26 protein-coding genes are annotated in these 25,857 nt (G+C 62.0%); 14 read left to right on the forward strand and 12 right to left on the reverse strand.

The features are described 5' to 3' along the window. On the reverse strand, positions 1-429 hold a 429-nt coding region (locus F561_RS0100005; RefSeq protein ID WP_019007877.1), incomplete at its 3' end, for a 3-oxoacid CoA-transferase subunit B. Continuing rightward, on the reverse strand, positions 429-1,124 hold the full coding sequence (locus tag F561_RS0100010) for a CoA transferase subunit A (RefSeq protein ID WP_019007878.1): 696 nt from the start codon (positions 1,122-1,124) through the stop codon (positions 429-431). The genes F561_RS0100005 and F561_RS0100010, both read right to left, overlap by 1 nt. Positions 1,125-1,257: 133 nt before the next feature. On the opposite strand from F561_RS0100010, the gene F561_RS0100015 reads away from it, so the two are divergent. The 3 genes from F561_RS0100015 (at position 1,258) to F561_RS0100025 (ending at position 4,367) form a co-directional block, all read left to right on the forward strand. Continuing rightward, positions 1,258-2,526 carry an MFS transporter gene (locus F561_RS0100015; RefSeq protein WP_019007879.1) on the forward strand — a complete coding sequence of 423 codons (1,269 nt, stop codon included), beginning with the start codon at positions 1,258-1,260 and terminating at the stop codon, positions 2,524-2,526. Between the two features lie 127 nt (positions 2,527-2,653). Further along, positions 2,654-3,175, forward strand: a complete 522-nt coding sequence (locus tag F561_RS0100020) for a pyridoxamine 5'-phosphate oxidase family protein (RefSeq protein WP_019007880.1) — start codon at positions 2,654-2,656, stop codon at positions 3,173-3,175. Between the two features lie 268 nt (positions 3,176-3,443). After that, complete coding sequence (locus F561_RS0100025) at positions 3,444-4,367, forward strand: DMT family transporter (protein ID WP_019007881.1); 924 nt, start codon at positions 3,444-3,446, stop codon at positions 4,365-4,367. 152 nt (positions 4,368-4,519) lie between these two features. Here the strand turns inward: F561_RS0100025 and F561_RS0100030 are convergent, their stop codons facing one another. Next, positions 4,520-4,951 carry a hypothetical protein gene (locus F561_RS0100030; protein ID WP_019007882.1) on the reverse strand — a complete coding sequence of 144 codons (432 nt, stop codon included), beginning with the start codon at positions 4,949-4,951 and terminating at the stop codon, positions 4,520-4,522. A 376-nt stretch (positions 4,952-5,327) separates the two neighbouring features. Here F561_RS0100030 and sdhC point away from each other — a divergent pair, with 376 nt between their 5' ends. The 4 genes from sdhC (at position 5,328) to F561_RS0100055 (ending at position 8,739) form a co-directional block, all read left to right on the forward strand. Next, positions 5,328-5,684 carry a succinate dehydrogenase, cytochrome b556 subunit gene (gene sdhC / locus F561_RS0100040; protein WP_019007884.1) on the forward strand — a complete coding sequence of 119 codons (357 nt, stop codon included), beginning with the start codon at positions 5,328-5,330 and terminating at the stop codon, positions 5,682-5,684. Continuing rightward, entirely contained in the window at positions 5,684-6,061 is a 378-nt protein-coding gene (locus tag F561_RS0100045) for a succinate dehydrogenase hydrophobic membrane anchor subunit (RefSeq protein ID WP_019007885.1), read from the forward strand. Before sdhC ends, F561_RS0100045 begins: the two co-directional genes overlap by 1 nt. Positions 6,062-6,123: 62 nt before the next feature. Continuing rightward, on the forward strand, positions 6,124-7,875 hold the full coding sequence (gene sdhA / locus F561_RS0100050; protein WP_019007886.1) for a succinate dehydrogenase flavoprotein subunit: 1,752 nt from the start codon (positions 6,124-6,126) through the stop codon (positions 7,873-7,875). Between the two features lie 102 nt (positions 7,876-7,977). Then, on the forward strand, positions 7,978-8,739 hold the full coding sequence (locus F561_RS0100055; RefSeq protein ID WP_019007887.1) for a succinate dehydrogenase iron-sulfur subunit: 762 nt from the start codon (positions 7,978-7,980) through the stop codon (positions 8,737-8,739). A 70-nt stretch (positions 8,740-8,809) separates the two neighbouring features. Here the strand turns inward: F561_RS0100055 and F561_RS0100060 are convergent, their stop codons facing one another. Together F561_RS0100060 and F561_RS0100065 are read right to left on the reverse strand one after the other, a co-directional pair. Next, positions 8,810-9,058 (reverse strand): hypothetical protein, encoded by a 249-nt coding sequence (locus tag F561_RS0100060; protein WP_211214784.1) that lies wholly within the window; start codon positions 9,056-9,058, stop codon positions 8,810-8,812. 105 nt (positions 9,059-9,163) lie between these two features. Then, a complete protein-coding gene (locus F561_RS0100065; protein WP_019007889.1) occupies positions 9,164-9,670 on the reverse strand; it encodes a lipoprotein in 507 nt (168 codons plus the stop codon). 204 nt (positions 9,671-9,874) lie between these two features. Between F561_RS0100065 and F561_RS0100070 the strand changes: the two genes are divergently transcribed. Then, positions 9,875-11,548 (forward strand): glycerol-3-phosphate acyltransferase, encoded by a 1,674-nt coding sequence (locus F561_RS0100070; protein ID WP_019007890.1) that lies wholly within the window; start codon positions 9,875-9,877, stop codon positions 11,546-11,548. Positions 11,549-11,570: 22 nt separating this feature from the next. On the opposite strand, the gene F561_RS0100075 is transcribed toward F561_RS0100070, so the two are convergent. Next, positions 11,571-12,527, reverse strand: a complete 957-nt coding sequence (locus F561_RS0100075) for a glycerophosphodiester phosphodiesterase family protein (RefSeq protein ID WP_245556391.1) — start codon at positions 12,525-12,527, stop codon at positions 11,571-11,573. Positions 12,528-12,661: 134 nt separating this feature from the next. Between F561_RS0100075 and F561_RS0100080 the strand changes: the two genes are divergently transcribed. Together F561_RS0100080 and ispH are read left to right on the forward strand one after the other, a co-directional pair. Then, positions 12,662-14,215, forward strand: coding sequence for a phospholipase D-like domain-containing protein (locus tag F561_RS0100080; RefSeq protein ID WP_051096773.1), 1,554 nt, complete (start codon positions 12,662-12,664; stop codon positions 14,213-14,215). A 45-nt stretch (positions 14,216-14,260) separates the two neighbouring features. Beyond that, positions 14,261-15,259 (forward strand): 4-hydroxy-3-methylbut-2-enyl diphosphate reductase, encoded by a 999-nt coding sequence (ispH, locus tag F561_RS0100085; protein ID WP_019007893.1) that lies wholly within the window; start codon positions 14,261-14,263, stop codon positions 15,257-15,259. A gap of 242 nt (positions 15,260-15,501) precedes the next feature. Here ispH and F561_RS0100090 read toward each other — a convergent pair whose 3' ends face one another. The 3 genes from F561_RS0100090 to F561_RS0100100 form a co-directional block, all read right to left on the reverse strand. Next, on the reverse strand, positions 15,502-16,638 hold the full coding sequence (locus tag F561_RS0100090) for a hypothetical protein (RefSeq protein ID WP_019007894.1): 1,137 nt from the start codon (positions 16,636-16,638) through the stop codon (positions 15,502-15,504). Next, on the reverse strand, positions 16,635-17,156 hold the full coding sequence (locus F561_RS0100095; protein ID WP_019007895.1) for a gamma carbonic anhydrase family protein: 522 nt from the start codon (positions 17,154-17,156) through the stop codon (positions 16,635-16,637). The genes F561_RS0100090 and F561_RS0100095 overlap by 4 nt, the downstream gene beginning before the upstream one ends. 126 nt (positions 17,157-17,282) lie before the next feature. Beyond that, on the reverse strand, positions 17,283-17,723 hold the full coding sequence (locus F561_RS0100100; RefSeq protein ID WP_019007896.1) for an NUDIX hydrolase: 441 nt from the start codon (positions 17,721-17,723) through the stop codon (positions 17,283-17,285). 426 nt (positions 17,724-18,149) lie between these two features. On the opposite strand from F561_RS0100100, the gene F561_RS0100105 reads away from it, so the two are divergent. The 3 genes from F561_RS0100105 to F561_RS24380 all read left to right on the forward strand — a co-directional run bounded on the left by F561_RS0100105 (position 18,150) and on the right by F561_RS24380 (position 20,890). Further along, a complete protein-coding gene (locus tag F561_RS0100105; RefSeq protein WP_019007897.1) occupies positions 18,150-18,416 on the forward strand; it encodes a cold-shock protein in 267 nt (88 codons plus the stop codon). Positions 18,417-18,557: 141 nt separating this feature from the next. Beyond that, entirely contained in the window at positions 18,558-19,736 is a 1,179-nt protein-coding gene (locus tag F561_RS0100110; protein WP_245556392.1) for a YjgN family protein, read from the forward strand. Further along, positions 19,736-20,890 carry a M48 family metallopeptidase gene (locus F561_RS24380; protein WP_019007899.1) on the forward strand — a complete coding sequence of 385 codons (1,155 nt, stop codon included), beginning with the start codon at positions 19,736-19,738 and terminating at the stop codon, positions 20,888-20,890. The genes F561_RS0100110 and F561_RS24380 overlap by 1 nt, the downstream gene beginning before the upstream one ends. A 138-nt stretch (positions 20,891-21,028) precedes the next feature. Here F561_RS24380 and F561_RS0100120 read toward each other — a convergent pair whose 3' ends face one another. Further along, positions 21,029-22,867 carry a WD40 repeat domain-containing protein gene (locus tag F561_RS0100120; protein WP_019007900.1) on the reverse strand — a complete coding sequence of 613 codons (1,839 nt, stop codon included), beginning with the start codon at positions 22,865-22,867 and terminating at the stop codon, positions 21,029-21,031. Between the two features lie 355 nt (positions 22,868-23,222). Here F561_RS0100120 and F561_RS0100125 point away from each other — a divergent pair, with 355 nt between their 5' ends. Beyond that, positions 23,223-24,002 (forward strand): class I SAM-dependent methyltransferase, encoded by a 780-nt coding sequence (locus F561_RS0100125; protein WP_019007901.1) that lies wholly within the window; start codon positions 23,223-23,225, stop codon positions 24,000-24,002. Between the two features lie 63 nt (positions 24,003-24,065). On the opposite strand, the gene F561_RS0100130 is transcribed toward F561_RS0100125, so the two are convergent. Both F561_RS0100130 and F561_RS0100135 read right to left on the reverse strand, forming a co-directional pair. After that, positions 24,066-25,409 (reverse strand): alanyl-tRNA editing protein, encoded by a 1,344-nt coding sequence (locus F561_RS0100130; protein WP_019007902.1) that lies wholly within the window; start codon positions 25,407-25,409, stop codon positions 24,066-24,068. Next, on the reverse strand, positions 25,406-25,798 hold the full coding sequence (locus F561_RS0100135; protein ID WP_019007903.1) for a cupin domain-containing protein: 393 nt from the start codon (positions 25,796-25,798) through the stop codon (positions 25,406-25,408). The genes F561_RS0100130 and F561_RS0100135 overlap by 4 nt, the downstream gene beginning before the upstream one ends. Positions 25,799-25,857 lie beyond the last annotated feature (59 nt).

A 25,857-nucleotide genomic window follows, 5' to 3' on the forward strand; every position in this document is an offset into this window, starting at 1 on the left:
CATCAGCACCACCACCCGCCGCACCCCCGCCACCAGATCCATCGCCCCACCCATGCCCTTGACCATCTTGCCCGGAATCATCCAGTTCGCCAGATCCCCCGACGCACTCACCTGCATCGCCCCCAGAATCGCCAGATCGATGTGTCCCCCCCGGATCATGGCAAAACTGTCCGCACTCGAAAAAAAGCTGGCCCCCGGTAAGGCCGTCACCGTCTGCTTGCCCGCGTTGATCAGGTCCGCATCCACTTCAGCTTCGGTGGGAAACGGCCCGATGCCCAGCAGTCCGTTTTCGGACTGCAACATCACCTCGATTCCCACCGGAAGATGATTGGCGACCAGGGTCGGCAGGCCGATCCCCAGGTTCACGTAAAAGCCGTCCTGCACTTCCTGCGCCGCCCGCGCCGCCATCTGCTCTCTCGTCCAGGCCATCAGAGCCTCACCGTCCTCTGCTCGATACGTTTTTCTGGGGCCGCATTGACCAGGAGCCGCTGCACATAGATCCCCGGCGTATGAATCTGATCGGGGTCCAACTCGCCCACCGCCACCACTTCCTCCACCTCGGCCACCGTCACCCGCCCACAGCTTGCCACCACCGGATTAAAGTTGCGTGCCGTCTTGCGGAACACCAGGTTGCCGCTCGTATCGGCCTTCCAGGCCTTCACGAGCGCCACGTCGGCCACGATGCCGCGTTCGAGCAGATAGGTCTGCCCGTCAAAGTCTTTGTGTTCCTTGCCCTGGGCCACCAACGTGCCGACGCCGGTTTTGGTATAGAAGCCCGGAATGCCCGCACCACCGGCCCGCATCCGCTCGGCCAGGGTGCCCTGCGGGGTGAATTCCAGTTCCAGTTCGCCCGCCAGATATTGGCGCTCGAATTCCTTGTTCTCGCCCACGTAACTGGAGATCATCTTGCGAATCTGACGGGTGGCGAGCAGCAAGCCCAGCCCAAAACCGTCCACGCCCGCGTTGTTACTCACGGCAGTCAGGTCGCGGACCCCGCTGTCGCGCAGTGCGGCGATCAAGGCTTCGGGAATCCCGCACAGCCCGAAGCCCCCCACCGCCACCGTCTGACCATCGGCCACCACCCCCGCCAGCGCTGCCTCCGCACTCGGATACACTTTGTTCATAGGCTGGCAGCATAGCGAATTTGAGTGGGTAACCAAACGGGCGTTAGGTAAGCAACAGCCAGTTGCCCGGAAGGGAAAAATTCCCCACACTCAAGACAGGGAGCAGACCTCACCCGTCCTATACTCGCGTCACATGACCCTCTCTTCACTTCCCGCGCCTGCCGCGCCCACTGTGTCGCCGTGGACGCTCTCGGCGTTCTGGTTTGGCACGGCGTTTCACTGGCTCCTGCTGCTGATCATCCTTATTCCGGCCAACGTGGTGGGCTTCGTAGGCGAGACCAACAAGGGCACGTATCTGGGCATTCTGACGGCGGTGGGCGCGATTATGGCGCTGGTGCTGCCGCCGCTGGTGGGCGCACACTCCGACCGCACGGGCAAGCGGTTGCCCTATATCCGGCTGGGCCTCACGGTGAATCTGGTGGGTCTGGGTGTGATGGCTCTCGCCGCCTCACTGATGACAGGCATGAGCGGATTTCTGGTGTATGTGCTGGGCTTTCTGCTGGTGCAGTTTGGCAACAACTACGCCACGGCGCCGTACAGCGCACTGATTCCCCAACTTGTGCCGCCCGCTCTGCGTGGGCGTTACAGCGGCGTCATGGGCATGCTTCAGGCGGTGGGCCAACTGCTGGGCGCGGTGGTGGCCTTTGCAGTCGGCACGCTGAATCTGCCCGTTTTCGTGTCATTTGCTGTCATTGCCGTGGTGCTGCTGGTTCCGGCCCTGATCACCATGCGCGGCGTGCCCGAAACAGATACGCCCGCGCCCGAACTCTCGGCTGGCCCCACGCTGTCCTGGCGACAACTCTTCGCCTATCAGCCGTTTCTGTGGGTATTTATTACGCGGGTGCTGTTTGCGCTGGGCCAGTACAGCGTGCAGCCCTTCTTGCAGTACTACAGCGTAGATGTTCTGAATCAGAAGGACGGGGTGACGGCCAGTTCACTGTTGGCCGCCTGCATCATCGTCGCCTCTATCCTGAGTGCCTTTCTGGGCGGGCGAATCAGTGACCGGGTGGGCCGAAAACCCGTCATCTACGTTGCAGGAACCACGATGGCGATTGCCGCCATTCTGTTGCTGATCGCACCCGGATTCGGCACTGCCCTGGCATTGGCCGTGGTATTCGGCCTGGGCTTCGGCGCATTTACCAGCGTGGATTGGGCCTTGGGAAGTGACGCCATGCCCAGCGCCAAATCTTATGCCCGCGACATGGGAATCTGGCATGTGGCCTTCGTGGGGCCGCAGTTTGTAGGCGCACCCCAGGGCGCGTTGCTGGACTGGGGAAACCGTCAGAGCGATAACTTCGGCTACACGCTGGTCTTCGGTATCGCCGCCGCTTTCTTCATGCTGGGTGTGTTGCTGGTCCGCAATGTGCCCGATACAGCCCACGCCAAGGCCGCCAAAGCCTGAGAATTACGGAGGCTGAATGCCCCGGCTCACGCAACCTGTCCATTTTCTTGAGACAGCATTGAGAAGGTATTGAGACGGTACGTCAGCCGCCAAAGTACGCCACAAGAACCGTGCCAAGCTCGGCCTTATGAGCAACCAGAACTCCGATCAGAACTCCACCGACACGACGCCTGAACAGAGCATCAAGGCTGTGGCAGCCATCATCAAGGACGTGAAGTTTGCCATGCTGACCACCGTGACCTCGGAGGGCCGCCTGCACTCGCGCCCTATGACCACGCAGGAGCAGGAATTTGACGGCGATATCTGGTTCCTGGGCAATAAGGACGCCGAATCCACCGACGACATGCGCCACCGCCCGGAAGTGAATCTGAGCTTCTCCAACCCCGGAAAAGGCAGCTATGTCAGCCTGACGGGTACGGCAGAACTGGTCGAAGACCGCGCCAAGCTGGACGAACTCTGGAATGACTTTTACAAGACGTACTTCGAGGGCGGCAAGGAAGACCCGAACATCCAGTTGATCAAAGTCCATGCCCACGGCGCGGAATACTGGGAAAGCGACGGCAAGATTCGCAGCTTTATTCAGATGGCGAAGGGCGCGATCACTGGCAAGCAGCAGAACGTAGGCAAAAACGATACGGTCGAGCTGTAAACACTGCTGACCGAGCAGAGCGGGTGGCTGAGGCTGCCCGCTTTTGCTGTATCGCGCTCTTTTTCTCAGCGCTGCCTCCTTTGACCCGCTTTGACTCTGCTGGACTGGCAGCAGGTGATCTGGCGCGGGCAAAGGCTGTCCATTTTCCTCACTGCCCGCCGGACAGCGTATCGGGACAGCTTCTAACCGGGCCGGATATGCTCTGGCCCGTGACTCCACAACACTCCAACGCCAGATTCCAGACCGCCGCTGCGCCTGACCTCTGTCCATGACGGCCCCTGCCGCAGTAGTTCAACGGCGTGCCCTGGTGGGCGTGCTGCTGACGGTCATGATGTGGGGCGCAAACGTGGTGCTGCTGAAGGCCCTGCTGGGCGGCGCCAGTGCCGAAACCATCAATGTCGGGCGATTTCTGATCGCGGGCGGGGTACTGGTGGCCCTGAGCGTGCGTGCGCACGGCTGGCCCCGCTGGGATGTCCGTACCTGGCTGGCCGTGGCGCTGGTGGGTTTCGTCGGCAACAGTTTGTTTCAGGCCTTTTTTCTGACCGCTATCCGGGCCAATCCGGCGGGCGTGGGCGGCCTGGTCACGGGGATCGTGCCTGTGCTGGTGCTGCCGCTGGGCCTGCTGCTGGGCCACAGGGTCAGTGGGCGGCAGGCAGCGGGCGTGGCAGTGGCCTTCACCGGACTCCTGGGGCTGCTGGCCGTGACGTTGCAACCGGGGGCACATGTGACGCTCGGCGGCCTGGGATGGGTGCTGGCCGCAGCGGGCGCGTGGGCCAGCTACACACTCTTCAACCGCCCGCTGACGGCCAAATTGGGGGCGCTGCCGTTCGTGGCCTTCAGTCTGATGCTGGGCTGCCTGCCCTATCTGCTGTGGGCCGTGCCACACCTGCACGACCTGAACCGACTCGCACCGCTGACCGTGCTGGGCATCGTGGTCAGTGCACTGGGGGCCAATGTCCTGGCCTATCTGGCCTGGGCCAACGGAGCCAACATCCTGGGCGCAGCCCGCACAGCCGTCTGGAACAGCCTCGCGCCCGCTGTTGCGCTGCTTCTCAGCGCCGCTGTACTGCACGAACGACTGGCCGGAGCGGTCTGGATCGCGGCGGGTGTCATCCTGCTGGGCGCGGCGCTCGCCAACTGGCCTGAACCAAGAATCAGGGCGCGGGAAACTGTGGTGTCTCCCCCGCCCTGAGCTTCAGGTTGTTCAGGTCATCTGTCCAGTCCAGCAGGACAACTTGCTTAACTCGCCCGAAGGTTCAGGCTGTTGCTGGCGGCGTGAATAGCCCGGCATCTGCTCAACACGCCCACTGTTGACCGCCATAACCCAGCATCTTTGGTCCGTCCTCAGTCCAACTGCATGTCGATGACAGGCGGTTTGTCAGTTTTGGCCTCTGCTTCCGGTACAGGCTGGGGAGGACGCACCCTGGGAGTAAAGGTGTTTTCCTGCGCCATGATTTTGGCCTGCACGATAGGTGTGGCGGGTGTCACCGACTGGCTTCCGGGCACGCTGACCCAACCCGCAGTGCCTGCTGCTGGGGCGGCAGCCTGTGTGGCACGGGGCGCAGTCAACTTGACCGGGGGCAGGGTACTGGTCTGAGCCACCCGAGCTGCGTTCTGGCTGGCGGCGGTCTGGGCGGCACGCCGGGCGGCCAGCATGATGGAATCGACTTCGGCAGCCGTCAAAATCCCTTTGGACTGCAGGGTACCGAGAATAGCCAGCGCGAGTTTTCGGGCGTATTCGCCATCGTTTGGAGGGGGGGAAGCGCCGAGAGTCATACGCCGCTACCTTACTCTATTCATGGCCCAATTGGATGCGGCCCACCCAGGCCAACCCAGCTGCATTTGCATCAGGAAGCACGGTGTTTTCAGCCATACGCGGGAGAATGGACCCGGTGCAAAAGACGACGAGGTTCGCCACCATCCGACCACGTCTCTGGACTGGCTCTGTCATCGCAGGCGCGTCCATCCATGCGGGGCAGCCGAGAAAACACTGCATTGGTGACAGGGTCTTTTCGTTTTCGGGTGGTATTCTGGAGCAGTCTGACATGGTGGCGTGAAACCCTCACCCACACGAAAGCGCACCGACTCGGAACTAGCCAAGTATCAACCCCGGGCGGTGCGGTAGGCGCGAACTGTTGAGGAGGACTGAGGAATGTACCGAGGAAGAGAGGGGCAGTGGGCGTTCCTGCTCCACCGTCTGTCCGGGCTGGCGATTCTGGCTTATCTGTTGCTGCACGTATTTAGCATCGGATCATTCATTTTCGGCGAGCGTTTTTATATGGCCATCCATCACACGTATGACCTGTGGCCGTTCCGTATCGGTCTGGTCTTCATTACGGCAGGTGTCGTCTATCACGCCTTCAATGGTCTGCGGATCATTGTTATGGACTTTACGGGTGCGGGCGTGGCCTACCAGCGGCAGATGTGGTACGCCGTGATGCTCATCAGCGTGCTGAGCGCCGTGTACGCTGCATATCGCCTGTACCCCAGACTGGTCGGAGGCTTTTAATGATTCGTGCTCGCACCTTTACCGATGCGCGGCAGCAGTCGCACTCCAACGCCGAACTGAATTGGTGGATTTTCATGAGAATCAGTGGCCTGATCCTGGTCTTCCTGATCCTCGGCCACATCTACATGACTTTTATTCAGGTCAGTGAGGCCGACGCCACCTTCGATGCAGTGGTCAGCAAGCTCAGCAACCCGGCATGGAAATTCTATGACTGGTTGATCCTGGCCCTGGCACTGATGCACGGAGCCAACGGCGCACGCTACTCGATTGAGGATTACGTGCGCTCACGTCCTAACCGGGCCTGGGTCAAGGGCATCTTCTATACGGTCATCGCCCTGATCTTCGCGTTCGGCACGATTGGCCTGTTCGCTATCTGATCTGCGGTCTGAACGACCTGTTTAAGCTGCAACTCTTCTCATCCGAATAAAGGAAACCAACTATGCATCATCGTTATGACGTTCTGGTGGTGGGAGCAGGCGGCGCGGGGCTGATGGCTGCCCTCTACGCCGCCAAGGGCAATGTCAGCGTGGCCTGTATCTCCAAACTGTACCCGACCCGCTCGCACACGGGCGCGGCTCAGGGCGGGGTCGGCGCGGCGCTAGGCAACGTGCAAGAAGACCACTGGGAATGGCACATGTTCGACACGATCAAGGGGGGCGACTACCTGACCGATCAGGACGCCGCCGAGATTTTCTCCAAAGACGTGATCGAAGCTGTGTACGAGCTGGAACACATGGGCCTGCCCTTCTCGCGCACCGAGGAAGGCAAGATTGCCCAGCGCAAGTTCGGGGGCCATACCCGCGAGTTCGGTAAAGCTGCCGTAGAACGCAGTTGTTACGCCAAAGACCGCACCGGCCACATGATTTTGCAGACCCTGTACCAACAGAATGTAAAAGCCGGAACCACCTTCTACAACGAGTTCCACGTCACCGACCTGATCATCGAAGACGGGCGTTGCCGGGGTGTGGTGGCCTACGACCTGTCTACGGGCGAGATTCACACCTACCATGCCAAAGCCGTGATTCTGGCGGCGGGCGGATACGGGCGTATTTTCAAGATCACGTCCAACGCACTGACCCTCACGGGCGACCTGATGAGCATCTACTACCGCAAGGGCCTGCCCCTAGAGGACATGGAGTTCTATCAGTTCCACCCCACCGGCCTCTCGAAGCTGGGCATTCTGGTCACGGAAGGCATTCGCGGTGAAGGCGGCATTCTGCGAAACAGCACGGGCGAACGCTTTATGGAACGCTACGCGCCGACCATCAAGGACTTGGCCCCCCGCGACATCGTGAGCCGTTCGATCATCACCGAAATCCGCGAGGGCCGGGGCGTGGGCCGTGACGGCGACGCCATCAACCTCGACCTGACCCACCTGCCGCGTGAAACCATCGAGCAGAAGCTGGCCGAAATCACGGACTTGGCCCGCACCTACCTCGGCCTCGACCCGATCAAGGATCTGGTGCCGATTCAACCCACGGCCCACTACGCGATGGGCGGCATTCCCACCGACGTCAACGGCCTGTGCCTCAGCGACGGCCACGGCGGCAGCATCGAGGGTCTGTATGCGGCGGGCGAACAGGCCTGCGTGTCTTTGCACGGGGCAAACCGCCTCGGCACCAACAGCCTCGGAGACCTGATCGTGTTCGGACGCCGCGCCGGGATTTATGCCGCGCAGTACGCCCGTCAGGTGGATTACGCGCCCATGCCCGAAAACCCGGAAGCCGAGAGCAAGGACATGCTGAACCGCATGAAGAATGCCAGCGGCACCGACAACGCCGCCCTGATCCGCAAGGAACTGCAAGAAACCATGATGAACAACGTGGGCATCTTCAGAAACGGCCCGGACATGGAAAAGCAAGTGGACATCGTGAAGGAACTGAAGGCCCGCTACAAGAACGTCAGCGTGTCCGATCCCAGCCAGCGGTACAACAGCGAGCTGATGGAAGCCATGGAACTCGGCTTTATGCTGGACTGCGCCGAGGCCATGACCGCCAGCGCTCTGAACCGCACCGAATCGCGCGGCGCACATGACCGCGAGGATTACGGCGAACGGGACGACGCCAACTGGCTGAAGCACACGATGGCCTACAAAGACCTGAACAACGACAACAACGTGCTGATCGGTTACAAAGACGTGAGCCTGAAAGGGTATACGCGAGCCTTTGAACCCAAGCCCCGAGTGTACTAAAGGGGTGTGGGACGTGGGCAGTAGGTTGTAGGCAAAACTTGAAGCCAGAGACGGTAAGTCCACAACCTACATCCCACACCTCACCTCCCCAAAAGGACTGACATGACCCAAGCACAAATCACTCCCAGCACTCCCGCCACCGCTGCGGCAATGATGACCCTCAAGGTCAAGGTGCTGCGGTTTGACCCCGAAAAAGACAAGAAAGCCCACTGGGAAACCTACGAAGTGGAAGCCAGTGCCGGAGACCGCGTGTTGGACGTGATCAACCACGTCAAATGGTACGTAGACCCCAGCCTGACCTTCCGCCGTTCCTGTGCCCACGGCATCTGCGGCAGCGACGCCATGCTGATTAACGGGCGCAACCGCCTCGCCTGCAAAACCCTGCTGCGCGACGTGGTGAAAAAGAGCGGCGACACGATCACCGTGGAACCCATTCGCGGCCTGAAGGTCGAAAAAGACCTGCTGGTCGATATGGAGCCGTTCTTCGACTCCTACAAGGCGATCATGCCTTATTTCATCAACGAGTCGCCGGAACCCGCCGCCGAGCGGATCCAGTCGCCGGAACTCGCGGAGCGGATGGCCCACTCCAGCAACTGCATCCTGTGCGCGTGCTGCACCACCTCCTGCCCGATCTTCTGGGTCAACGGCTCTTACCTCGGCCCCGCCAGCATCGTGCAGGCGCACCGTTTTATCTTCGATAGCCGCGACGAAGCCACCCAGCAGCGCCTGAATATCATGAACCAGAATACGGGCGTCTGGCGCTGCCGTACGGCCTACAACTGCACCGAAGCCTGCCCCCGCGACATCCCGATCACGCAATTGATCGAGGAAGTCAAGCGGGCCGTGATGTACCAGCAGGCGTAAATCAGTTCAGAAATAGTTCGACAAAAGACTCCATAGAAGGACGCGGAAAGCTTCGGCCTCCCGCGTCTTTCTATTGCTCTTGCAGATAGCGTACCCGTTTGTCCTGCTGCTGGGCATAGGCAATTTCTGCACGGGTGCTTTGGCCCAGATAACCCCCCACGTTGATGACCAACACTTCGTCGGCCAGATCGATCTTGTGACGGTGCAGAACGGCAAGGCGGTCAAATAGTTCTGTCTGCTCCGCTGCGGTCAGATGGGCCACAGCCTCGGCATCAGGAGTGCGGTGGCTGCCAAGGCTGAGAACGATGCGACCCGCCAAGGTTTCGGTCAGGCTTGCTGCGTCGAATTCGGCCAGGAAGCGAGTGCTTCCGCAGAGGCAAACAACGGTTGGGCGCTTTTCCTTTTGCAAAATGTGAGGCCGGGTTCAGAATTGCAGGACGTAGCGCACGCCGCCGCTGTCGGTGCAGTCGCCGTAACCGTGTTCCTGCACATCTACAGTCAGAGTGCAGGTCAGGGTACGGGATGCATTGCCGTCGGTACGGGCGATCAGATTGCCAGTGCGCGAAACGAGGCGCGGGGCTGGAGTGCGGGCACTACCGCCAACGCCCAGGTACGGATCGCGGTTGCCATTGAAGTCCCAGGCATTGCCAAAATTGAAAGACAGGCCGAAGTCCAGCGGGGATGGCGCAGGGCTGGCCGTATCTATGATCACGCTGCGGCCCACATAGGTTCGGTTTCCAATTTGAATGGTCGCGTTATTGTCGAGTCTGGATGTACCCAGGCGCGGTTGCAGCGAACCGCTCACAAAACTGATGGTGCCTTCTTCACCTGTAGTGTTATTCACGATGCGCCCCGTGGGAGGGCCAACCAGGGCAGGCGTGCAGGAGGCGAGAACGGCGGCCAGACCCAGCAGCATCAGAGGGCGTTTCATATGACGCTCAGTTTAAGCCGCCCACCTGACGGAGCGGTGAGGACAGCTGGAAGCAGAGAGGGACTTTGCCCACGCAGTCCTTTTGCAGCCCAATCCCGCTGTCAGCGCAGGCACTCTGCTGGTGCACGCTCTTCTTCAGGAAGCAGGAGACCGGGGGATCGTGGAGAATCCAGCCCTATTCACAGACGGGGTATATTGACCCTTATGCTGTTCCTTTCCGCACTCCTGCTTGTCGTCGCTTTTCTGGTGGGCAGTTTGCCGCTGGGAGACTGGCTGCTCAGGCGCTCTGGCGTGGATTCGCGGATCAACAACGCCCATAACCTGGGCATAGAAAATATGTTGCGGCGCGTGGGGCCAGGACTGGCGGTATCAAGCGCGGCGCTGGATGCTGGCAAGGGCTTTTTTGCCGTGCTGATGGCCTCCAGCCTGGCCCTGCCCGAGGTGATGATCCTGGCGGCACTGGCCGCCTATCTGGGGCACCTGAATCCGCCGCGTGCCCTCTACGGCCCCACCCTGCCGCGTGGCCGGGGGAATCTGGTGTTGCTGGGCATCCTGGCGGGTCTGTCGGCCACCGGAGCCGTACCGCTGTGGGTGGCAGCCCTGCCAGTGCTGATCTATGCCGCTGTCGCTGGATTCTGGGGATACATCGGCGCGGCCACGGTGGCGGGCCTGGGCGTTTTTGCTCTGGCTGTGGCCCTTCTGCCGCTGGGCGTTTCGGCAAAACTGGCCGCGTTGGGGTTGCTGGTGGCCGCCACCTGGCGCTTCAAGGAAAACCTTGGCCGGATGATAGACGGCACTGAACCGCGTGTGGGCGAGGAAGTTCCGATGGCCGGAAAACGCGCCGACGTGGTGGTGGCTGCCTTCATGATCCACCCCATGACCCTGGAGAATTTCTGGCAGTCACGCCGCTTTGCGTGGATGAAGCCCCTCCTGGAGCGCGGCATTATCAGTGAATCCACGGTGCGCCAGTTTGCCGACGAGTTGCGGCCCATGAAAGTAGGCGAACTGCACGGCATCCGCACGGCAGAGGGCAAGGAGATTCGCTGTTATCTGCTCAGCAGCCCCCTGCTGCCCGACCGTTTCCGGGACGCTCCTGAACTCGCCACTCGCCGGGCCATCGAGGGTGCGCGGCTGGCGCACGAGCTGGGGGCCGAAGTTTTCGGGCTGGGAGCCTTCTGGAGTGTGGTGGGCAACAAAGGCGTGGACGTGCAGGCTGCCGTGCCGCAGATCACGATCACCAATGGCGGCGCATATACCAGCGGCACCATCAAGGCGGCCATCCCCGGAATTCTGACCCACTTTGCAGGATCGGGACGCGACCTGAAGGCGGCCACTGCCGCTGTGGTCGGCGCAAACGGCGTGGTGGCCTTCGGTATCGCCCGCACCATCGCGCCGCAGGTCGCCAAAGTGATCATGCTGGGACGCGACCTGGAAAAGCTGGAACGCAGTGCCAACACTCTGCGCCGCGCCAACAAGGACACCGAAATCGTCACGACCACCAGCTACGACACCCTGCGCGAGGCGGACCTGATGTTCACGGCCACCAGCGACCCCAACCCGGTGATTTTTCCTCAGCATGTGAAACCTGGGGCCTGGATTTTTGATGAGGGACGGCCCGCCGACGTGGATATCAGCGTCGAAGCCATTCCCGGCGTACGCGTGATTCCTGGTGGTGTGGTACGGCCCCCCGGCTCCATGACCAGCAACATAGACCTGCAATTTGGAGAAGGCGCGGTGCCTGCCTGTCTGGCCGAAACGCTGATTATCGCGGCCACCGGAGAGCATCACCGCAAGAGCCTGGGCGCACAGACCCTCACCGAGAACATCAATTTCTTCGTAGAACAGGCCGAGGTATTGGGTTTTACAGTGGTGGATTAAACGTGGGACGTGGGCTGTAGATCTAGCGTTTTTCTTCCGCCAGCACGCGTCTGAGCAGGTTGGGCCTGTCGGTGTCGATGCCGTCTATGCCCAGCCGCAGCAACCGCCTCATTTCGGCGGCGTCATTGATGGTCCAGACATGTACGGCCACGCCGCGTGCGTGCATCTGGGCCACAAAACTGGCGGTGACCACCTCTATACCGCCCGCCCGTACCGGAACCTGCGCCACCCGGCCCGGTGCAGAGGCGAGGCCCGCCAGACCCACGCGCCCCAGTCCCACCTTGCTCAGAATGACCAGCGGGCGCAGTTCCTTTTCGGTCATGCTCGTCGCCACTTCGGGGCAGGCGGCGCGGAAATCCTGCATGGCCCGGTCACTGAAACTGGCGACGATCACACGGGACGTGACCTGGCGCTGGCGCAGGGCAGCGCAGAAGGGCACGGCGATGCTGGGGGTGTCCTGCTTGATCTCTATCGTCCAGGGCAGATTCGGATGGGCCGCCAGCGCCTCCTCCAGCGTGGGAATGGTCAGCCCCTGGCCCCGGTAAGGAAAGGTTTTGCCCCCGTCGCGGCTGAAGCGTGCCCCCGCATCCAGCCGCCGCAACTCGGCCAGCGTCAGGTCACGAATGCGTCCCGTGCCGTTGGTCAGGCGGTCAACGGTATCGTCGTGAGACAGGACGAGCTTGCCGTCAGCGGTGGCGTGCATGTCGGTGTCGAGCATCTGCACGCCCAGCGCCGCCGCTTCCCGGAAAGCGAGCAGCGTATTGCTGGGCCACAGCAACTCACCGCCCTGATGGGCCAGATTCCACGCCGGAGACACCATAAAAGGATTGGGGGAAGCGGCGCGGGCGAGGCCGGAGCGCAGAGCCGAGGCTGCGAAAAGTACCAGCAGCACACCCAGGATGACGGCCACCCACGTCCAACCCCGCCGCGCCCGAACCGCTCTTTTGCGGCGGGCTGGCCCATCTGAAAGTCGTTGCATCGGCCTCAGCATAGGACGCGCCAGGTTCCTCCGACTCAAATTGCCCCGGCTGTCCAGACGACCCGCGACTGTATGAACAGGACGTCAGATTTACAGCTTTCGCCTCACGGGCAGCGCAGTAGGGTAAGGCATTCATGCATGCCTCTGTAGTGGGCTGGTCAGCAACATACACAAGAGTTGGATTGTTGGCGCTGGTGGCCCTGGCACTGCTGGGACAGGCCCGTGCTGTCGAACTTCCCCTGTTTCTGGGTGCGCCGCTGCCTGCGTCTCCTTTGAATCTGAGCAACGCGGCCTGCCCGCCGCCCACCGATCCGCTGGAACTGGCCGTGTGGCGCGTGACGACGGCTGGGGGCCACCCCGACCTGTCTTGCGGCAACTCTTTCGTGGAATATCAGCGGGTGCCGCGTAGCCCGGACACTCCGGTAGACGCCTTCGACCAGATTGCAGCACAGATTCGGGAGGCCAGAACCGAGGTCCTGCTGGCAAGCATGGAGTGGCATGCGGGCGAGGGCCGCCCCGGTTGGACACTTGCGCTGGCAGTGCGCGACCTGTATCTGCGGGTACAGGCCGATCCTACCGCCTATCCGCAGGGCATGACAGTGCGGCTGATGCTGGGCAACTTCCCCGACCTGCTGCGTTCAGACTGGGCCACGCTGCCGCTGGCCCTCGTGCGCGATCTCAGAACGCTGGGCGTCCCCTTTCTGGACAAGGAAGCGGGCTGGAGCCTGAGCGTGCTGAATTACCGCTATTTTCCACACAGCCACGTCAAACTGCACATCATTGACGGCCAGGATCTGACGGTGGCCGGATTCAATTTCACCGACACGCATCTGCCCCAGAATGCCCGGAGCAGCGCTCTGCACGATCTGCACGACCTGGGCCTCCGCATGACCGGGCCAGTGGCCCAGGACGGCGTGGCCGCCTTCGACGACCTCTGGCGGCACTCACAGCAGGTGCGTTGCCCCGCAGATGCGCCGCCAGAGCAGGTTTCCACCGTGTGTACATTGGGCGACCCCGACCCGCCGTCCCATCCCGCTGCCGCCCGTCAGGCCGTCCTGACCGGCACAGCGCGGGCCTTCATGCTGTTCCGCCGCCCCGGATTCGACCTCGCAGACCGCGCCCATATCAGCCTGCTTGGTGCCGCCACCACCCAGGTCGACCTGATGCAGGCCACCTTCAGCCCGCTGCTGCCCTGCTGGTACGGCTACCTGACGCCCGACGACTGCACCTACGACACCCTGCCCGTATACCTGCGGGCCGTGGTAGACGCCATTGGACGCGGGGTGCGGGTCAGGGTGTTGATGGTGGACTACGGGATAGATAGGGACCCCAACCGCAGCGGCGCGGCGCTGATCCGCCTGATGGCGCGGCAACTTGGCAGAGAAGACCTGTTTGAAGCCCGCTACGTGACCTATGCCATGCACACCAAAGCCCTGACAGTGGATGGCCGGATGGTGTTGGCAGGCAGCATGAACTTTCATTTCAGCGCGTGGGGGAACCTGGGGCTGGCCGAGGCGGCGCTGGCGACCTCCGATCTGGCAGCAGTGCAGCAGCAGGAGCGCAGCTTTGAAGACGTGTGGGCCAACCACAGCCGCCCTGTACCGCCTGAATGGTGGCTGCGGAATGTGACACCGGGCAGCGCCGCGACGCCCGCCGACCTGCCCGTTTCCCGTTTATCCCACCCTTAAGGGCTGCCGCCACCGCTACACTGGGTACGTGAGAGGTCAAGCTCAGTGACAGTTCAGCGGGTCTATCTGGCCAAGCCGCGCGGCTTTTGCGCGGGTGTGGTCATGGCCATCGGCGCAGTGGAGCGGGCCGCCCGTGAGGAAGCCAAACCCGTGACCGTCTACCATTCCATCGTGCACAACCACACGGTTGTAGAACGTCTGGAGAAACAGGGCGGCGTGCATTTCGTGGAAAGTCTGGACAACATAGACGCTCTGCCTGCCGGAAGCGAAACGGTGGTCTTCAGCGCCCACGGCATCAGCCCGCTGGTGCGCGAGCGGGCGCGGCAACTGGGTCTGGCAACCATAGACGCCACCTGCCCCCTGGTCACCAAAGTGCACACCGAGGCCAAAAAGTACGCACGGGAGGGCTACACCATTTTGCTCATCGGGGACAGTGCCCGGCATCAGGAAGTGATCGGCACACGCGGCGAAGCCCCTGAACACACTGTGCTGGTGGGCGTACTGGGCAAAACTGGTGAGGGACTGCACGACCCTCACACCGTGGAGGTTCCTGACCCTGAACGCCTCGTGGTCCTGACCCAGACCACCCTCAGTGTGGACGATACCCGGCGCACGGTGGATATTTTGAAGGCCCGCTTTCCGGCGCTGGTGATTCCGCCCAGCGAAGACCTGTGTTACGCCACCAAAAACCGTCAGGATGCCGTGAAGAACATCGCGCCCCACGTCGATGCCTTTCTGGTGCTGACCAGCACGCATTCCAGCAACGGCATGCGCCTGCTCGAACTGGCCGCAGAGACCTGTGGCCGCGCCTACCGCCTGGAAACTGATACCGACGTGGTGAGCCTGAACCTGAGCGGCGTGACCTCGGTGGGGATTACCAGCGCCGCCAGCACCCCCGACGATCTGGTGCAAAACCTCGTGGCCTACTTTCGCCGCCTGAATCCTGCCCTGGAAGTGACCGAAGAAGGCGAGTGGGAAAACATCGAATTCCGCGAGCCGAAGAAGATTCTGGCCTCACAGGATTTGCCCCGCACGATGCGCTGAGCGGAGGGCGAAGAGCGTTCCAGCAGATGTTTGGGCTTATGAACTCAGACAGCCGTTCCGCTCGTTGCCCTCGCCGTTTGCCAGAGAGATCAACGTTCATCTCAAGATGAATCGGGCGAAGCGACTGCCGAAAGAAGTACGTTGCACTGGGATTCTGGCGCTGTTCTGGAAACGCGCAACACCAAGTACAACGTACCTAACTCCGGTGTCCTGGATTGCGACCACGACCCGCCACCCTTTCCTCAGCCTTCGCGCACGCAGCCTGTCTTGATAAATTCCTGCACCAGCGGTTCCAGGTCGTGCAGGGCGACGTCACTTCTGGTGGCATATTCGGCTGGGGTCAGATTTTCGCCCAGCGCACGCAAGAAGGCGATTCCGGCGAGGCCGTGCTGGGTGCGGAACTGCTGATACACGCCCGTAATGGCGTTCATGGCGTCTTTGCCACGCAGGGTCAGCGTGTACTGATGGTGTGCCCAGCCCGCCAGGCTGCGAGGCAGAATCAGGGTCTGGGGACGCAGCGGGGCCGGAAACGCGCCCTCGTAGGGCAGGGTGGCGGGCAGGGTGGCTACGATTTCGCCGCGTGCATAGAAGATGGCTCCGGTGGGGCGGGCGTGCAGACCCGTGAAATCTTCGGTCAGGTTGAACTTCCAGGCACGGTTGCCGACGCCGCTGAGCACATGCGCCAGCACCGCCGGAAGCGGATGGGCACTCAGGGACGCGCCCTGCTCGTACAGGTTCAGCAGTTCGCCCAACGCCTGCTCACCCGTGGCGCTGGCCGCCGCCGCCGTCACCGTGCGGCCCTCGAACAGCAGCACATAGGCGGTCTGGTCGCCGAGGCTGGCCTGAAGGTAGCCGTACCACGCGGCCTCATGCAGATATTTCAGGAAGGCATGGAGATCGCAGAAATTCTGATTCAGGCCCGCGTGGGTGGGGGGCGAATAGGGCAGGAACCGCGCCAGAAAGGGACCTGCACCGGGGAACATCGGCACAAGCTCGGGCGTCAGGCCGTCCGGCTCATCGTCGTTCCCAGCTTCTGGCAGGTCGGCTTCTGGCAGGTCAGAAGTATCTGATCTGGGCGGCCCTTCAGGCAGCGGGGCAGTTGGAGGCAGAGTTGCTGGAGACAGGGCTACCGGACCGGGCAGCGAGGCAGATTTGCGGGACGGTTTGGCGGTTGGCACAGGCGTCGTTGGCACAGGCGAGGCGGCATTTGCAGGCTGAATCTGCACCGACTCTGCGGGCTGCTCCAGCTCTGGCTGCTGGCCGTTCTTCTCACGCGTCTCTCCCCCGTTGTTCTTTCTATTGTCCCCACTGTCTTTTCTGCTTTCCCCACTTCGGCCCCCGGCACCGGGGCGTTTGCGGGCGTCGTCGCGTCCGGTCATGCTCCGGCCTCTGTCTGGGCAGGCTGCAACTCTGCCAGATAACGCGCTGCATTCTGCCTGTATCTGTCGGCGTTGGCGGGCGCGTTCACTGGCCCCACCACCCGCGCCGGAACGCCCACCGCCAGCATTCCGGCGGGCACCTCGCGGCCTTCGGGCAGCAGCGCCCCGGCTCCCAGCACCGCACCTTCTCCCAGTCGGCTGCCGTTGAGCATCACAGCACCCATGCCCACCAGACTGCCCGCACCGCACCACGCCCCATGCACGATGGCCCTGTGGCCCACGGTGACGCCTGCTTCCAACGTACAGGGAAAGCCGGGATCACTGTGCAGTACGGCTCCGTCCTGAACATTACTGCCCGCGCCGACAACGATAGGTTCGAGGTCGCCGCGCAGCACTGCACCGAACCACACGCTGGCTCCCTCTGCCACAGTGACGCGCCCGATCAGGTCGGCACTGGGGGCAACAAAGGCGCTGGGGTGAAGATCGGGTGACGATTCGGCGAGAGCGTAGAGCGGCATTCGGCCTCCAAAATTGCGGCTGGGATAGGTTCTGGTTGAATCCTGTTGATCCTAGGATTCGGTTAGAGCAGAGCGGAGAAAAACAGTACGGCAATACGGACTTCAGGAACTGGACAGAGTCCGCAGCTATTCGTCTACCTGTGCTCCGTCCAACTGGGCAAGTGCAGCACGCAGAAGCTGTTGATCTTCGGGATAGGAAAGTTGGGTGAGGGCCTGCACAGGGTCGACAAATCCGCCCTCTGCGAAAATGTCCTCCAGGGTGGTGACTGCGGCCTCTACCTGCATTCTGAACCAGTGGATCTGGCGGGCCTCGCCCCGGTCGTTGGTGTAATGGGTTGCCCGGAGCGGCGCAACGACGCTGGCGCGGATGCCCGTTTCCTCCTGAACCTCGCGCACGGCGGTTTGTTCCAGCGTCTCGCCTGGCTCGACGTGACCCTTGGGAAAAGCCCATGCGCCGCTTCCCAGGTAGCGTACCAACAGCACGCGCCCCAGGGAATCGAACACCACGCCGCCCGCACCGAGGATGGCGGAATTGACTGTTGAAAAGTTATCGTGCGCCGCCGTCATGGTTGGAGTATACGCATGAGCCGCCGCCCCATTCGCAAGATCGGCCTCTGACAGGAATGCGTCTCACTGGAATTGAGCTGCTCAGAATGGACCCGGTTCAGCGTAGAGCAGCCAGAGCGGAAGAGGTCTATGGGTCACCTGTCATGCAGTTCGCCAGCTTCACAGGATGACAACCCAGAGAGTGCACGAGAAACCGGGGCAATCCAGATCAAATCCTGCCTGCCTAATCAGAGGAGCCAGCACATCTCCATTTTGCCAATCGTTGTCAGAAAGACCCAAATTGCTTTCATACTTCCCGCATTCTCTGGACAGTCGGTGCAGGCTCTATGCGATACTGCACATTGTCTCAAACCTTGCCCCATTCGTCGGCGCTGACCCAGAGGGCCAGTGGCTGGGAGGCAGATCCGTAGAGATGTAAGGAGAGTTATGGCTCAGGGTCGAGTGAAATGGTTCAACGTCGAGAAAGGGTACGGATTTATCGAGCATTCCGGCAATCCCGACGTGTTCGTCCACTACAGCGCCATTCAGAGCGGCGGGTTTCGCAAACTGAACGAAGGCGATGAAGTCGAGTTTGAGGTGGAGGCCGGGCAGGGCAGCAAAGGCCCGCAGGCCAAAAATGTGGTCGTGACGGTGGCTGCGCCCGCACCGATGGGCGGCCAGAGCGACAGCCGGGGCGGGGGCAACCGCTGGTAATTCGGCACGCTGGAACGGGTCAGACTTCAAAAAATTAATCCTCTGTGGGGTGCGCCGAAAGCTGGTGCATCCTCATTTTTTTGCCCTTCTCTCACCGCAAACCTGACAGGCCCAGGTGCCCTCACCCTCTAGACTGACCGTATGCCCGACCCCTCTTTTTCCTCAATGCCGCCGGAACGTCAGGCGGATGCATTACCCCTGACACTGACCAAGTCGGGGCCAGATTCCCAGCTTCCGGCCCTTCAGGCCACGCCGACCATCAGTGCCTACCCCATGCGCTTTACAGGTACGGCAGGCGAATTTTTCCGGCTGTGGATCGTCAATACGGCGCTGAGCATCGTGACGTTGGGGCTGTACTTACCCTGGGCGCGGGTCAGGACGCGGCAATATTTTTACGGACACACCTGGGTCGACGGCCAGAATTTTGAATACACCGCCAACCCAGTCGCCCTGTTGCGCGGGTACCTGATCGTGGCAGCGTTTTTCGGTGTCTACACGCTGGCGACCAATATTCAGTTTCAGGGCTGGGAATGGGTGGCGGGCATTATCGCGGTCAGTTTCGTGGCCCTGTATCCGTGGCTGGTCATGAAATCGCTGCGCTTTCTGGCGGCCAGCACCACGCACCGGGGGCTGAATTTCCGCTTTCACGGGCAGGCGGGGGGCGCGTATGTGGCCTACGGGGTCGCCAACGTCGCAGCGGTCATCTCGAGCAGTTTGGCGCTGCCCTGGGCGTGGTTCATGCAGCGGCGCTATCAGGTCGAGAACGCCGCCTATGGTCGCGCCCGCGCCACTTTTCGGGGAGACATCGGCAACTTTTACATCATTGGCCTCACGGCACTGGGAATGGTGATCGGGGCCGGGATCGTGCTGGCCGTGCCCGTGATTACGGGGTTTGCGCTGCTCACCTCCGATGACCCTTTTTCGGGGAGCCGGGACGCTGGCTTCCTGGGAGCTATGGCCGGAATCGCGGTGCTGTATCTGGCTTTTCTGGCGGCCTATTCACTGGCATGGCAGTACATCCGGGGCGCAACGCTCAAGCTGGTGCTGAACAGCACCGAACTCGGCGGGGTGGTACGGACCCGCGCCACTTTCAGCCCCTGGATGCTGGCCTGGATCGGCCTCAGCAATGCCGCCGTGCAGGTGATCACGCTTGGACTGGCAACGCCCTGGGCCGCCGTGCGCCGCACCCGATACATCATGGAGGGCATCCAGGTTCTGGCGATTGCCAGCCTTGATGATTTTGCCGCCGACGTGACGCTGAACGAGAACGCCCTGGGTGAGGCCGCCACCGAACTTCTCGACATCCAGTTGGGCTTCTGATGAACGGTAAGAGCGGCGAAAGCCTGAGCACTGTGGAAGTGGAGGGCATCTATTTTGATGGCCGCAGCAGCCGTGACCGCGCCGCCCGGCTGACCGTACAGGGCGATCAGGTGACCGTGCAAACCAGTGCGGATGGCGTTTCCGGCGGCACCGAAGCCCGCTGGCCGTTGGCGCGGGTCAGCATCGATCCGCCGCTGCCGGGCGTGCGCCGGGTACTGAAATTCCCTGACCGCACCCGCTTTGAAACAGAAGACGATGCGGCGATTCGGGCCATAGAACGCCGCGCCCGCCGCACCCGGCCACTGAGCGACCGCATGCTGGGCGGTGTGCGGCAACTGGAGGGAAGCTGGGGCCTCACGTTCGCGGCACTGGGCCTGATGGGAGCGTTCGTGTGGGGTTTCATCGCGTTCGGGCTGCCTGCCATCGCACGCGGCGCGGCGGCGGCCACTCCGAGTAGAGTGCTGACCACCTTTGACCGCGAAACCGTAGACCTGTTGGATAAACCGCCCTATCTGGGGCCGTCCAAACTGAGTGCAGCGCGGCAGGCCGAGTTGCAGCGCGGGTTCCGGCAGGTGGTGGGCTGGGCAGGCGGCGCGTACTCCTACCGCCTGCTCCTGCGGGACGGCGAACCGGAAGACGATGGCAACGGCAGCTTTGGCGGCTTTTCACTGGGGGCAAATGCATTTGCGTTGCCGGGGGGCACGGTGGTCATGACCGATCAACTGGTGGCACTGGCCCGCAGCGACCGGGAACTGTTGGGCGTACTGGCGCACGAATCCGGCCATGTCACGCACAGGCACGGGCTGGCGGGCGTGTATCAGGCACTTGGGCTGACGCTGCTGACCACAGTGGTCACGGGCGATCTGGTCAGCGCCGGAACCTTTGCCGCCGCCGCACCTGCCGCCCTGCTTCAACGCGGCTATTCACGGGCCGCAGAGACGCAGGCAGATGAGGTGGCCGGAGCCTTTATGCTGGAAAAATACCGCACCACCAGACCCCTGCGCGACATCCTGGCCCGCCTAGAAAACAAGGACGCCAAAGCCGACGAGAGCAGCGTTCAGAGCGGCAACCGAATAGAGGATCTGCTGCAAAGTCATCCAGGAACGGCAAACCGTATCGAACATCTGCGGGCACTTGAGCAGGCAGCAAAATAAACGTTCTGGAAGTGGCGAGTAAAAAAGCCTTGTCGCCATAAAAGTGGCGAGCGGTCAAAGGTAAGGTTTTTAAAATTCTGTGAGAGGAATCAGGGCGCAGAGCTCTGCGCCCTGATTCCTCTCTGACAGCTGTCCGATTCAGCGCTTGAAGTTCAGGAGCGTCACGCTGCCGACTTTGCCGTTAACGCCGCGCCCGACCAGAACTCGTGTCCCATCTGCGTTCCAGGCGAGGCCCCCTGCGTACATGCTCAGGGGCACGCTGCGGGCCAGTTCTGCGCCGCTGTCAGGGTCAAGCACGGTCACTCCCGAATAGTCGCCACTGACACTGAGGGCCAGCGATCTGCCGTCTGGACTGAACAGCAGATCATCGACCCAGCCGGAGTACTGAAGTTCTTTGAAAGGCGTGGTGGCATTTTTCTTGAAGAGCCACACTTCCGCCTGATCGTCGCGGCGCACGGCAAGGGCAATCGTGCCGTCTGGGGCGATGTCGAGCAGTCCTGCCTCTACGCCCTCGGGCAATTGCGCGGTGGTCGTAATCCGATCGGTTCGGCTATCGACACGCAGGGCATATCCATCAGCGGTCACGATGGCAAGTTCACTGCCGTCCGCATTGACTGCTGCCAGGTCGAACAGATCGTCTCCAAAATCCAGATCATCGGCGCTGTGGGTGGCCGTGGCATTGCGGGCCAGATCGGTGACGGCCAGCGTGGAGCCGTCATGGGTCAGCAGGTATTTGCCGTTGGAACTGAGTTGAAAATATTTAAGATTTTCCTTGAAGTCGGTGAGCGCTGGGCCGGGCACTACTTTGCCGCCCTGCACCAGACCCACTTCAAAGCCGTCCTCGCTGTCCAGCAGGGCCACCGTGACGCCCGCTGCCGAGGTCAATACGGGAACGGAGGTGCGGCCAGAATCCACAGCGCGGTTGGCATTGACCAGGGTGCCGCTGCCCAGCACAAAAGCTTCGTCGTACTGCACCGCAATGGGCTGCGCTCCGTCCAGTCCCACGCCCTGCGCTTTGCTGGCCGGGAAGCGCAGAAAACTGCTCCCTGAGGGTCTGGCGATTCCAAACACACTCGGGGGATAATCATCGGCCAGCCCGATAGCCACGCCGCCCGCCGACACGGTCAGTGCATTTTCCAGCAGTGGAGATTTCAGGACGCTGCCGATCTTCTGGCCGGTGCCGATTGCCAGTTGCTCCAGATTGCCGCCTTCTATCAGCAGCAGCGTGGCACTGTTCAGAAAGGCGATTCCCGGCACCTTGAGGCTGGTCGACAGGGTTCGGGCGGGGGCAGCCGCACTCAGAATCTGCACCTTGCCGCTGTCGCCTGCAATGGCCCCCAGTGTCCCGTCCGGACTCAGCGCCGCATTGCCGATCTTGGTGTAGGTCGCGGCTGGGCCTTTCTTCTGGAAGGTGGCCGTATCCACCATGAAGGCGTTGCCGTAATCCACGACCAGAGCCGTTTTGCCGTCTGAGGAAGTGATCAGGTCTTCGGGGCCGACTTCGGCCAGTTGGGTGGTGGCTCCGGTGGCCGGATTCAGTACCAGCAGGGGCGCATCCTGATCATTTTGCAGCAGCAACAGGGAATTGTCGGCCCGGAAAGCGCCGCGCACCACCGGGAAAGCTCTGGTGTCTCCCACAGGCGGCCAGCGTCTTACCACTGCCCCGCCCGACACGCGCCACACGTACAGCACACCGTCCGAACGCCCGGCCACCAGTGTCCCGTCCGGGCTGATGCTGAGGCGCTGCACCGGCTCGGTGGGGCCGCGCAGGGTGGTCAATGTTTTGCCGGTCGCATCGGCAATGACCACCGTATTTTCTACGGCAATGGCGACCCGTTTTCCGTCCCTGAACCACGCGGCGTCCTGTGCAGCGGCATCGTTGAGCGTAGAGGTTTGCATGACGGTCAGGCTTCCGGCCAGGGCAGAAGACAACGTCAGGGCAAGAGACAGCGCCAGCAACGAAGAAACACGTTTCATAAGACCTCCAGATGGCAGGAAAGAGCTGAACGGGAAACCTGTTGCACTTCACGCGGATCAGTGCGGGAAATTGATCATGACAGTGGAGCATAGACGCGGGATGGGTGGAAACATAAGGGCGGGTGTACACCCAGTACAGAGGGGCGTGCAGATTCGGGGCCGTACACATTCAAAACGGTGCGTTGTCTGCTGCTGCTGCCTTCACATGTTAGGCTGACGCCATGACCATTGCTGACCAACTTCTTTGCTGTGGGGCCACCGCCGGGTAAGGTCACCCTGCCGATGTTCGCCCCCTCTCCTGAGCTGGAGAGGGATTTTTGTTGTTACCAAACCACTGTGCCTGACAGGAGTCACCATGACCCACGAACCCCAACCTATTGACGCTGCCGCCTGGAACGCCGAGCATTACCGCGCCCGTCATGCCTTCGTCTTTGAATCCAGTGCAGACCTGGCCGGAAGCTGGCTGGAGCCACAAGCAGGCGAGCGCATTCTGGATCTGGGCTGCGGCACAGGCGAACTGACGGCCCGCATTGCCCAGTCAGGTGCGGAGGTGGTGGGCTTGGATGCCAGCCCAGAGATGATCGCCGGAGCGAATGCGGCCTATAAAGACGTGACTTTTGAGGTCGTGGACGCCCATGCACTGGCCTATCAGGCCGAATTCGACGCCGTGTTCAGCAATGCCGCACTGCACTGGATGAAGCCGCTGGACACCGTATTTGCGCGGATGGCCGACGCCCTGAAACCCGGTGGACGGCTGGTGCTGGAGATGGGCGGCGCGGGCAACGTACAAACGGTAATCGACGCTGTGAATCACGCCACCCATACGCTTGGCCTGCCAGAAGCGCCGCACCCGTGGATTTTTCCCAGCACGGGGCAACTCGCCACCTTGCTGGAATCGGCGGGCCTGAGGGTAGAGCGCACCCACTGGTTTACCCGTCCCAGCGTGCTGAAAGGTGAGGACGGATTCCGTGCGTGGCTGGAGGGCTTTGGCGGCGCATGGCTGGCCCCGCTGAGTGCCGCAGACCGGGCCGCAGTGCTGGCCGAGGCGGAAGCCTACGCCCGCCCGAAATTGTGGAACGGGGCCGAGTGGGTGGCCGATTACCGCCGGTTGCGGGCGGTGGCTGTAAAACCGTAAGTGGTGAGTGGGTAGTGGTCAGTGGGAAAAGCGGCGTGTGGATCACACTTTTATGGGATCTTTCTAAGCCTCGTTTGAAGGCGTGGGCTTCAGCATGCTGACAATCTCTGCTTTGACAATCTCTGTTTTGTCTGGGCCTGAAGCTGGAGCAGCGGAGCTGTCGAATGCGTGCGCGTACTCCAGGTGGGCCTCTGGTTGAGATTCGGGAACTGGCTGGAAGATCAGAACCGACAAAGCGTCTTTGACCGCCGCAAAAAACCCGTCTGGCTGGGGCGTGGTGCCCTGAGCGATGGCCGGTTTGCCGCCGCCCTTGCCACCTGTGGCCCTCAGGACTGTTCCCAGAACCACCCCCGCATTCACCTCCTCACGGGGGGTCGCCATTCCGCAGCGCCCACCCGGAGCGAGGGCCAGAAGCACTTCACCCACAGGCACGGCATTGAGCGTGGGCAGCAGCAAGGCCAGATCATCCAGCGTGACGCAGCGCACAGGTAAGCCGTTCACGATTTCTACAGGCGCGGCCCCCACCAATGTTGCGGCCAACGCTTCTCGCAACGCGGCGGCTTCGGCTTTCAGCGCGTCGCGTTCGGTATTCAGGGCGGCCACCCGCTCGGGCAGACGGTCTACGGGCACGCTGAAGCCCTGAGCCAGAGCGCGGGCGTCGCGGTACACGCGGGTCAGATATTCACCCGCTTCTTCTCCGGCCATGAAGACCACCCGTGTCAGGCCAGCGCGAATGCGTTCGGTACGCAGAATCACCACGGGCGCGGCGAGGCTGGCACGCGGCACATGCAGGCCGCCGCACGCGCTCACATCAAAGGCATCTCCCGCCTCATCCCGGAAAATGACCAGCCGCACCTGCCCCCGCACCTTGGTTTCTCGGCGCGGGGCGTAGAGGTGCAGATCGTCTTCGGAAACGGTGGGGGTTTCCAGCGTCAGGTCGGTGCGGCCCAGAGTTTCGCGCAGCAGGGTTTCGGCGGCCTGCACATGAATTTCTGCCGGGTCGCCTTCCAGATCCAGCGTGCATTCGGGGTTGCGCATGCCCACCGCTGCCACACTGAAGGCCGGACTGACCCGCTTGAAGGCCTGCGCCAGCAGATGCTCGCCGCTGTGCCGCTGCATCTGCCGCCAGCGCCGCGCCGCATCGACCTCGCCCGAAACCTGTGTGCCCACCGGGGGCAACGTGCCTTCCAACCTGTGCCAGATCAGCCCGGTGGCCTTGTCCTTGCGGGTGTCCAGCACGGTTGCCGTCTCTTCTGCCCAGCTCAGGCGGCCCGCATCCCCATTTTGCCCGCCTCCCTCGGGATAAAAAGCGGTAGCCTCCAGCGCGATTTCGGAGCCGCTGACCTCCTGCACGACAGATTCAAAGGTCAGGCGCGTGCCGTCTTCGTAGTACAGAGCGCGGGTCAAAGCTGGGCCTCATCCGTAGAAATCGCCAAGGGTACGGCGTCGCGAGTGAGTTCGCCGCCTACGTCGCCCGTGTTCAGGGTGCTGGCAGGCTCGAACAACAAAACCCAGCATTCTTCGTGGGCGTCGGGGCAATGCCGCACGCCACGCGGCACAACAATAAATTCCCCCTCGCGGATGGTACGGGTGGGACCATCTTCAAAGTGCATCAGCAGTTCGCCGCGCTGCACCAGAAACAATTCGTCCTCGTGAGGATGAGAATGCATCACAAATCGGCCCTGAATCCTGGCGAGTTTGACCATCTGCCCATTGAGTTCGGCGGCCACACGCGGAGCATAAACTCCATCAAAACTGGCAAAAGCGGCAGCAAGGTTCACAGGCTGGGGAGTCATAGGGGAAGTCTAGAGCGTGAAAGGAACGTGGATCGCAGAACGTGGTTTAGCCTTCTCCA

The organism is Deinococcus aquatilis DSM 23025 (assembly GCF_000378445.1).
GTDB lineage: Bacteria > Deinococcota > Deinococci > Deinococcales > Deinococcaceae > Deinococcus > Deinococcus aquatilis.

Coding starts and splice junctions, on each gene's coding strand:
- F561_RS0100010 (WP_019007878.1), bottom strand. CDS start 1,124: ATGAACAAAGTGTATCCGAGTGCGGAGGCAGCGCTGGCGGGGGTGGTG.
- F561_RS0100015 (WP_019007879.1), top strand. CDS start 1,258: ATGACCCTCTCTTCACTTCCCGCGCCTGCCGCGCCCACTGTGTCGCCG.
- F561_RS0100020 (WP_019007880.1), top strand. CDS start 2,654: ATGAGCAACCAGAACTCCGATCAGAACTCCACCGACACGACGCCTGAA.
- F561_RS0100025 (WP_019007881.1), top strand. CDS start 3,444: ATGACGGCCCCTGCCGCAGTAGTTCAACGGCGTGCCCTGGTGGGCGTG.
- F561_RS0100030 (WP_019007882.1), bottom strand. CDS start 4,951: ATGACTCTCGGCGCTTCCCCCCCTCCAAACGATGGCGAATACGCCCGA.
- sdhC (WP_019007884.1), top strand. CDS start 5,328: ATGTACCGAGGAAGAGAGGGGCAGTGGGCGTTCCTGCTCCACCGTCTG.
- F561_RS0100045 (WP_019007885.1), top strand. CDS start 5,684: ATGATTCGTGCTCGCACCTTTACCGATGCGCGGCAGCAGTCGCACTCC.
- sdhA (WP_019007886.1), top strand. CDS start 6,124: ATGCATCATCGTTATGACGTTCTGGTGGTGGGAGCAGGCGGCGCGGGG.
- F561_RS0100055 (WP_019007887.1), top strand. CDS start 7,978: ATGACCCAAGCACAAATCACTCCCAGCACTCCCGCCACCGCTGCGGCA.
- F561_RS0100065 (WP_019007889.1), bottom strand. CDS start 9,670: ATGAAACGCCCTCTGATGCTGCTGGGTCTGGCCGCCGTTCTCGCCTCC.
- F561_RS0100070 (WP_019007890.1), top strand. CDS start 9,875: ATGCTGTTCCTTTCCGCACTCCTGCTTGTCGTCGCTTTTCTGGTGGGC.
- F561_RS0100075 (WP_245556391.1), bottom strand. CDS start 12,527: ATGCAACGACTTTCAGATGGGCCAGCCCGCCGCAAAAGAGCGGTTCGG.
- F561_RS0100080 (WP_051096773.1), top strand. CDS start 12,662: ATGCATGCCTCTGTAGTGGGCTGGTCAGCAACATACACAAGAGTTGGA.
- F561_RS0100090 (WP_019007894.1), bottom strand. CDS start 16,638: ATGACCGGACGCGACGACGCCCGCAAACGCCCCGGTGCCGGGGGCCGA.
- F561_RS0100095 (WP_019007895.1), bottom strand. CDS start 17,156: ATGCCGCTCTACGCTCTCGCCGAATCGTCACCCGATCTTCACCCCAGC.
- F561_RS0100100 (WP_019007896.1), bottom strand. CDS start 17,723: ATGACGGCGGCGCACGATAACTTTTCAACAGTCAATTCCGCCATCCTC.
- F561_RS0100105 (WP_019007897.1), top strand. CDS start 18,150: ATGGCTCAGGGTCGAGTGAAATGGTTCAACGTCGAGAAAGGGTACGGA.
- F561_RS0100110 (WP_245556392.1), top strand. CDS start 18,558: ATGCCCGACCCCTCTTTTTCCTCAATGCCGCCGGAACGTCAGGCGGAT.
- F561_RS24380 (WP_019007899.1), top strand. CDS start 19,736: ATGAACGGTAAGAGCGGCGAAAGCCTGAGCACTGTGGAAGTGGAGGGC.
- F561_RS0100120 (WP_019007900.1), bottom strand. CDS start 22,867: ATGAAACGTGTTTCTTCGTTGCTGGCGCTGTCTCTTGCCCTGACGTTG.
- F561_RS0100125 (WP_019007901.1), top strand. CDS start 23,223: ATGACCCACGAACCCCAACCTATTGACGCTGCCGCCTGGAACGCCGAG.
- F561_RS0100135 (WP_019007903.1), bottom strand. CDS start 25,798: ATGACTCCCCAGCCTGTGAACCTTGCTGCCGCTTTTGCCAGTTTTGAT.